This is a genomic window from Geminicoccus flavidas (assembly GCF_009806515.1).
Lineage (GTDB): Bacteria > Pseudomonadota > Alphaproteobacteria > Geminicoccales > Geminicoccaceae > Geminicoccus > Geminicoccus flavidus.
Map to the genome: position 1 here is coordinate 1 of NZ_WUJP01000480.1, position 5,092 is coordinate 5,092.

The 5,092-nt window shown below is 67.3% G+C and carries 7 protein-coding genes and 4 pseudogenes; 6 read left to right on the forward strand and 5 right to left on the reverse strand.

The window, feature by feature from the left end; translation table 11 throughout:
• From EQG76_RS13410 to EQG76_RS13425, 4 genes and pseudogenes are all read left to right on the forward strand, one after another.
• A pseudogene (locus EQG76_RS13410) lies at positions 1–205 on the forward strand (ABC transporter ATP-binding protein); the annotation flags it as partial.
• Entirely contained in the window at positions 198–1,202 is a 1,005-nt protein-coding gene (locus EQG76_RS13415) for an ABC transporter permease (protein ID WP_159714116.1), read from the forward strand. The pseudogene EQG76_RS13410 and the gene EQG76_RS13415, both read left to right, overlap by 8 nt.
• Complete coding sequence (locus tag EQG76_RS13420) at positions 1,199–2,179, forward strand: ABC transporter permease (RefSeq protein WP_159714118.1); 981 nt, start codon at positions 1,199–1,201, stop codon at positions 2,177–2,179. The genes EQG76_RS13415 and EQG76_RS13420 overlap by 4 nt, the downstream gene beginning before the upstream one ends.
• Before the next feature lie 33 nt (positions 2,180–2,212).
• Positions 2,213–3,301: a mandelate racemase/muconate lactonizing enzyme family protein gene (locus EQG76_RS13425; protein ID WP_159714120.1), complete on the forward strand. Its 1,089-nt coding sequence runs from the start codon at positions 2,213–2,215 to the stop codon at positions 3,299–3,301.
• 438 nt (positions 3,302–3,739) lie between these two features.
• Here the strand turns inward: EQG76_RS13425 and EQG76_RS13430 are convergent, their stop codons facing one another.
• From EQG76_RS13430 to EQG76_RS13445, 5 genes and pseudogenes are all read right to left on the reverse strand, one after another.
• Positions 3,740–3,997, reverse strand: a complete 258-nt coding sequence (locus EQG76_RS13430) for a hypothetical protein (RefSeq protein ID WP_159714122.1) — start codon at positions 3,995–3,997, stop codon at positions 3,740–3,742.
• 71 nt (positions 3,998–4,068) lie between these two features.
• Positions 4,069–4,185, reverse strand: a pseudogene (locus EQG76_RS33450) (calcium-binding protein); the annotation flags it as partial.
• Positions 4,182–4,322 (reverse strand): annotated as a pseudogene (locus EQG76_RS33455) (calcium-binding protein); the annotation flags it as partial. The pseudogenes EQG76_RS33455 and EQG76_RS33450, both read right to left, overlap by 4 nt.
• Positions 4,321–4,368: pseudogene (locus EQG76_RS33460) on the reverse strand (hypothetical protein); the annotation flags it as partial. The pseudogenes EQG76_RS33455 and EQG76_RS33460, both read right to left, overlap by 2 nt.
• Positions 4,369–4,473 carry a hypothetical protein gene (locus EQG76_RS13445; protein WP_159714126.1) on the reverse strand — a complete coding sequence of 35 codons (105 nt, stop codon included), beginning with the start codon at positions 4,471–4,473 and terminating at the stop codon, positions 4,369–4,371.
• A 107-nt stretch (positions 4,474–4,580) separates the two neighbouring features.
• On the opposite strand from EQG76_RS13445, the gene EQG76_RS33465 reads away from it, so the two are divergent.
• Positions 4,581–4,670, forward strand: a complete 90-nt coding sequence (locus EQG76_RS33465) for a LecA/PA-IL family lectin (RefSeq protein ID WP_159714129.1) — start codon at positions 4,581–4,583, stop codon at positions 4,668–4,670.
• A gap of 215 nt (positions 4,671–4,885) precedes the next feature.
• Positions 4,886–5,092 (forward strand): PAS domain-containing protein (locus tag EQG76_RS13455; RefSeq protein WP_159714128.1); only part of this gene is annotated, 207 nt, incomplete at its 3' end.

Genomic DNA, 5,092 nt, shown 5'->3' on the forward strand with positions numbered 1-5,092 from the left:
GATCGGCGAGCTCGCCAAGGACGGGCTGGCAGTGCTGATGGTTTCCTCCGAGGTCGAGGAGATCATCGAGGGCTCGGACCGCGCCTATGTCCTGCGCGAAGGGCAGACGGTGGCCGAGCTCGCCGGCCAGGACCTGAACGAGACCGAGCTGCTGGCGGCCATGGCGCATGGCGCCCACGACTCCAGGGAGTACGGCCATGGCTGATGCCTCGCTGGTCCACCCGGCCAGTCCTGCCCGCACCACCGGCGGTCTGGGGCAGCTCCTGGCCCGCCACGGCGCGCTGGTAGGCCTGATCCTTCTGCTGCTGTTCAACCTAGCCTTCACGCCAAACTTCGTTTCCTGGCAGACGCTCAACGTCAACCTGACTCAGGTGGCGGCGATCGTGATCGTGGCGGTCGGCATGACGCTGGTGATTGCGACTGGCGGCATCGACCTGTCGGTGGGCTCGCTGATGGCGATCTCGGGGGCACTCGCGCCCCTGATCCTGCTGGGCCAGATCCTGCCCATGCCCCATCCGCTGCTGGCCGTGGCGCTGGCCTTCGTCCTGCCGGTGCTGGTCGCGGGCGCCTTCGGCTGGTTCAACGGCTTTTTGATCACCCGCTACCGGATCCAGCCGATCGTCGCGACGCTGGTCCTGTTCATCGCCGGGCGCGGCATCGCCCAGGTCGTCACCAACGGCAACCTGCAGGTCTTTCGCAACCCCGAGTTCCAGGTGATCGGCCTTAGCCGGCTGTTCGGCATCCCGGTCCAGGTGATTCTGATGCTGATCCTAGTGGCGGGCGCCGCCTGGATGCTGCGCCGGACCCTGTTCGGCCGGCAGATCCTGGCGGTCGGCGGCAATGAGCAGGCCGCGCGTCTGGCTGGCATCCCGGTCGCGAGCGTCAAGCGCCGCGTCTACCTGATCTCGGGCCTGTGCGCCGGCCTGGCCGGCCTCGTGGTGATCGCGATCAACTCCGCCTCGGACGCCAACCTGATCGGACTGGGCATGGAGCTGGACGCGATCGCCGCGGTGGCGGTCGGCGGCACGCTGCTGGCCGGCGGGCGCGCCTCGATCACCGGCACGCTCCTGGGCGCCCTGATCATCCAGCTCGTCCGCTACACGCTGCTCGCCAATGGCGTGCCCGATTCCGCGGCACTGGTCGCCAAGGCCGGGCTGATCGTGCTGGCGGTCTGGCTGCAGCAGGGTCGCAAGAGCGCATGACCAGATCCCTCACCAGCCGCGTGCCGCTCCTGGTCCTGGTCGGCCGCTATGGCGTGATCGCCGCCCTCCTGCTGCTGATCCTGTTCGGCTGGGCGCGCTACGACAACTTCCTCGGCAGCTACAACATCCTCTCCTTCCTGCGCTACACCTCGATGTTCGCGCTGGTGGCGCTCGGCATGGCGTTCGTCATCATGTCGGGCGGGATCGACCTGTCGGTTGGCGCGGTGGCGGCGATGTCGAGCGTGGTGGCAGCCCTCGCTTCGCCGTTCGGGCTGATCCCAGGGCTGCTGGCCGGCGCGGCGGCGGGTCTCGTCGCCGGCATCCTGAACGGCATCCTGATCACCCGCCTCCAGATCGTGCCCTTCATCGCCACGCTCGCTACCATGCTGGCGGCCGGCGGCACCGGCCTCCTGCTGGCCGGCAACCAGTCGGTCTCGGTGTCCTATGACACGGCCTTCGTCGAGCTGGGCCAGGGTGACCTGCTGGGCTTTCCGATCCCGGCCTGGATCGCGGCCATCGCCTATGTGCTGGGCTCGATCATCCTGAACCTCACCGCGTTCGGCCGCAGCGTGCTGGCGGTCGGCGGCAACGAGGATGCCAGCCGGATGATGGGCCTGCCCGCCGACCGGGTGAAGTTCCTGGTCTATGCCGGCAGCGGCCTGCTGGCAGGCCTGGCCGGGGTGATCCTGGCCGCCCAGTTCGGCGCCGGCCAGCCGATCGAGGGCGTGGGCTGGGAGCTGTTTGCGATCGCCGCCGTGGTGGTGGGCGGCACGCTGCTCACCGGCGGCAAGGGCTCGGTGGAGTCTACGCTGGCGGGTGCCCTCCTGCTCGGCCTGATCTTCAACATCCTCAACTTCGAGAACGGCCTCGGCTGGATCAGCCTGTCCGCCTACTGGCAGTCGGTAATCCGCGGCCTGTTCCTGCTCCTGGTCGTGATCCTGCAGGCCAAGCTGGTGGGCCGCGAAGCAACCGGCTGAACCTCCCTACCCTTTGACTGGAAGGACCGTCCCATGCCCGCGATCAGGTCGGTGCAGCCCGGCTATTACCGGATCCCCCTGCCCACCGCGCTCACCGACAGCACCCATGGCGTGATGCGCGACTTCGAGCTCCTGACCGTGCGTGTCACCGACGCGGACGGTGCCGAGGGGGTCGGCTACAGCTACACGGTCGGCCGCAACGGCGGTGCGATCCACGACGTGCTGGCTCGGGAGATCGCGGAGCTGGTGGCCGGCGAGGATGCCGACCGGATCGAGTTCTTGTGGAACCGGCTCTGGTGGGACCTGCATTATGGCGGCCGTGGCGGCCCCACCGTGCTGGCGCTGTCCGCCTTCGACATGGCGCTCTGGGACCTCAAGGCCAAGCGTGCCGGCCAGCCGCTCTGGAAGCTGCTCGGCGGCAACGACCCGAAGGTGCCCTGCTATGCCGGCGGCATCGACCTCTACCTGCCGCTGGACGACCTGCTGAAGCAGACCGAGGGCAACCTCGCCAAGGGCTTCCGAGCCATCAAGATGAAGGTCGGGCGCAAGCTCCTATCCGAGGACGTCGAGCGGATCGCCGCGATGCGCCGGCACCTGGGCGACGGCTTCCCGCTCATGGTGGACGCCAACATGAAGTGGACCGCCGACGAGGCGATCCGGGCGGCGCGCGCGTTCCAGCCTTATGACCTAACCTGGCTGGAGGAGCCGATCTCGCCCGACGACGTGGCGGGCCACGCAAGGGTGGTGCGCGAGGGCGGCCTGCCGATCGCGGCCGGTGAGAACCTGCGCACGCTCTGGGAGTTCCGCCACCTGATCGCGTCCGGCGGCGTCACCTTCCCCGAGCCGGACGTGACCAACTGCGGCGGCATCACCTCGTTCATGAAGATCGCCCACCTGGCCGAGGCGTTCAACCTGCCGGTCACCTCGCACGGCGCCCACGACGTCACCGTGCACCTGCTCGCCGCCGCCCCCAACCGCTCCTTCCTGGAGGCGCACGGCTTCGGCCTGGAGCGTTTCATCGCCCGGCCGCTGCAGATCGAGGACGGCTTCGCGATTGCCCCGGACGATCCGGGCCACGGCATCGAGTTCGACTGGCAGGGCCTGGAGACGGTGCGAGCCTGAGCCTCCTGGGGGTTCCTTTCCCCACTCATCCCCCGCCCTCTCAGGTCATCCCCCGGCTCCGACCGGGGGATCAACCACCGCACGCCGGCTGCGGCATGGCCTCATGCGGTGGGCGAGGATGAGCCGGCGCCGTAGCCGCTGTCCGCCGGTGGATCCCCGCATGCGCGGAGGACGATATGAGGGGCGGGCGCGGCTGTCGGCCCAACCAGTGGCCTTCCGCACCCACCTCCAGGCATCCAGACACTAATCAAGCTATTGATATTAAACGATAAAAACCCGTTCTCGGGTTCGTTCGTGCAGATTCGCTCAGCCGACGTGCACAACCTGCTGCACAGCCCTGCGCGACAGCCATCCCTTCCATCATAGCATGATCGCCGGCGAAGATCGCGACCCGTCTGTTCTGACGGGTCGCGATCCTCGGTTCATGCAACGGGACGTTCAGACGCCGAAGTCGCTGGCCGTCAGCTCGCTCACCCCGATGAGCTTGAGCAGCATCGCCTGGCCGATCGCGACCTCGTAGGGGGCGACGGCACGCAGGGCGACACCCAGGTTGATCACCAGCCCGCCATGGAAGGTGATGCCCTCGTCGGTGCCGTTCAGGACGCTGTCGCCGTTGGTGTCGAAGTCGTCGAACCGGAGGATGATGCCCTGCAGGCTGCCGGCCTCGATTGGCAGCTCCTCGTGGAAGACGACCAAGCCGATCCTGTCCTCGCCGCGGGTGAAGTCGGTGAAGGTGGTACTGCCACCGCCACGGTACCAGTGGGAGTTCAGCCGTAGAGCAGGTCGTTGCCGTCCCGGCCGAAGACCTGGTTGCTACCGAGCCCGCCGTCCAACGCGTGGTCGCCCTGCCCGCCGTCGAGGAAATCGTCGCCCCGATCTCCTACGAGAAGATCTCTCCTACGAGAAGATCATTGCCGACCTGGCCATAGAGATGGTTGGAAGCGCTTGAGGCTATTCCCCGCTCACCTGCGAAGACCCGATCGAAGCCACCTCCACCGAGGATCAGATCCGATCCTGCGCCCCCGGATCGTGTCGTCTCCCCGACCGCCGTGCAGCACATCGTCGCCCTACCACCCGAACAGGACGTCGCGGCCGAGAAGACCGTCGATCACGTCGTTGTCGGAGGTGCCTTCCAGCTCGTCATTACCGACCGTTCCAAGAATGACAGCCATTTCTTCCACTCCTGCCTGATGAGCTCATGCCGGCGGGATCAGGCAGATCGGCAGCATCTGGTCGTACATGTTGACCCAGTCGCCTCACCACGTGCCACTGGAGTAATATCTGCCAGACACACTCAGGTACCTACAATGATGTGCCCGGTACCTTCGGCGACAATGCCGGCAGCTACCGGGTCGTGGGCTCCCGCTAATGCGGGGCATGGCAGGGCCAGGATGCGCTGGCAGGGCACCGACGGCCCTGCCGGACGTTTCATGCTCCCGGCATTCTTCCGGTCGGTGATGCGCGCCAGGCTGCTCGCGGCTTTGTCCCTTCATGCTGGGCCACGGGGCCGGGGGAGCGGGCATGGCTTCGGCAGCCGGGTACTGGTAACCGATTTCGAGCGAACATTTTCTTGGCGAGAGATGGATGGAGCAGGCCAAGTCGCAGGTAGATCTGGAGGCAGCGCTAGCGGTCAGCGAGCGCCGGTTCCGGCTGCTGGCCGACCATGCGCCGGTGATGATCTGGCGGGCCGGGCTGGACAAGCAGTGCGACTGGTTCAACAAGCCCTGGCTGGAGTTCACCGGCAGGACGCTCGAGCAGGAGCTGGGCCATGGCTGGGCCGAGGGGGTCCAT

Bases quoted from the DNA above. Each gene is read 5' to 3' on its own strand.
- EQG76_RS13420 (WP_159714118.1), top strand. From the start codon at position 1,199: ATGACCAGATCCCTCACCAGCCGCGTGCCGCTCCTGGTCCTGGTCGGC.
- EQG76_RS13415 (WP_159714116.1), top strand. From the start codon at position 198: ATGGCTGATGCCTCGCTGGTCCACCCGGCCAGTCCTGCCCGCACCACC.
- EQG76_RS13425 (WP_159714120.1), top strand. From the start codon at position 2,213: ATGCCCGCGATCAGGTCGGTGCAGCCCGGCTATTACCGGATCCCCCTG.
- EQG76_RS13445 (WP_159714126.1), bottom strand. From the start codon at position 4,473: ATGGCTGTCATTCTTGGAACGGTCGGTAATGACGAGCTGGAAGGCACC.